This is a genomic window from Nocardia amamiensis (assembly GCF_015477605.1).
GTDB lineage: Bacteria > Actinomycetota > Actinomycetes > Mycobacteriales > Mycobacteriaceae > Nocardia > Nocardia amamiensis_A.
On the sequence record NZ_JADLQX010000140.1, the window covers coordinates 1 to 1570 of the forward strand.

Below are 1570 nucleotides of genomic sequence, written 5' to 3' on the forward strand. Positions count from 1 at the left end.
TGCCGGGTTCCACGGGCCCGGGATGAGTGGTCCTTGTGTCTTGTAGGTGCGGTTTGTGCTGGTCAGCCGGGTTGCAGCCGACCGATTGCGGTGGTGAGCAGGTTACTGTGTGGGGCGTGGCGTGGTAGCCGTAGCCAGGTGCGGCGAGCGTGACGGGCGATGCGAGCTGGCAGCAAGAACAGGTGCAGGCGCAGGGTTTTCGGTTCCCAACGGCGGGCCTGGTGGTCGTGCGGCGCGATGGTTTGTAGCCAGGTGGTCAGGTCGAGGGCCAGCGCCACGATGGCCAGCCAGATCCGGTTGGCGTCGAAGCTGTGGAATGGCAGGTTGCGGGCGCCGGTGTCCTTCGCGGCGCGGATGCGGTCCTCGCAGCGGGCGCGGCGGCGGTGCCGTAGCTCGAGATCGGGCAGCTGGCCGCGGCGGGTGTTGGTGACGAACGCGGTCAACCGCAGTCCGTCGAGGTCGGTGAATCGGAGCTGCGCACCGGGATGCGGGCGTTCCTTGCGCACGATCAGCCGCATCCCGTCGGCCCAGCCCGACAGATCGGCCAGATCGGTGATCTCGGCGACCCAGGCGCCGGGCCGGACCTGCCCCTCGGCGTCGTAGGCCGGGGTCCACACATGCTCAGGTATGGCGTTGACCGCGGCGACGAGGCCCTCGGTGAGGGTGAAACCCAGCGAGTACTGCATCCGCCGATTGGTGCAATAGGTGACGAAGTCGTGGGTGCGGCCACCAGCGTCGGTGCGCACCAGCACTTTCCGCCCGACCCGATAGCCGGTCTGCCACGGAAGTTGCGCCAGTGCGTCGGCCAGGACCTGTTTGTGATCGGCGGCGGTGTTGGCTCCGGCATTCCCGGGCCGCAACATGATCGTCGCCGGTTCGCCGGTGCCGCCGCAGCCGTGGTCGATGAACGCGAACAGTGGGTGGAAGCCGAATCCTCGTTTGAATGTCGGTGCCGCGTGCTCCTTGTCCGAGTGCGCGTCCACAAGGCTGGCGTCCAGGTCGATGATCAGCGGGCGCTCGGCATCGATCCCGTGATCGGGAGCGTGTTCACCCGCGCGGGCCCACGCTGCCGCCCGAGCACTCGCACGCGCAGAAGCGATGGCCGCCAATACCTTCGGCGCATCGGCAGCCAACGTCGTGATCGTTCGTGACACCGTCGGATCCGAGGCCACCGAACCGAACACACCCGGTGAGCGCCGCAGCATCGCCACGTCGGCGGCGCAGTCACCACCGACCCCGATCGAGGTCGCCAGATCCAGCACGATCTTGCCAGGATCATGCACCGCCTGCGACTTGCGCCACGGCGCCAACGCAACCGACAGCGCCCGATCCACCCCGAGACTGGCCGCGGTCTGCAATAACGCCACCGCCCCGGCCTGCGACACGAGCCCCGAACCGTCGGAGTCAACTTTCAGCGACGGATACCACGACATAGACTGACTCACCGAAAAGGTGCTCCTACAACCTCGATCTTCGACCCTCAGTAAGTCGAATTATCGCAGGTCAGAGCACCTTTTCGCTATTCCCGACACGAAGTGCCGGGAAAAGCATGAATGGCCGAGGCTAGTGC

The 1570-nt window shown here is 66.6% G+C and carries 1 protein-coding gene; it reads right to left on the bottom strand.

Annotated features, from left to right (window positions below; genetic code table 11):
• Positions 1-62: 62 nt before the first annotated feature.
• On the bottom strand, positions 63-1445 hold the full coding sequence (locus IU459_RS37095) for an IS1380 family transposase (protein ID WP_440446561.1): 1383 nt from the start codon (positions 1443-1445) through the stop codon (positions 63-65).
• Positions 1446-1570 lie beyond the last annotated feature (125 nt).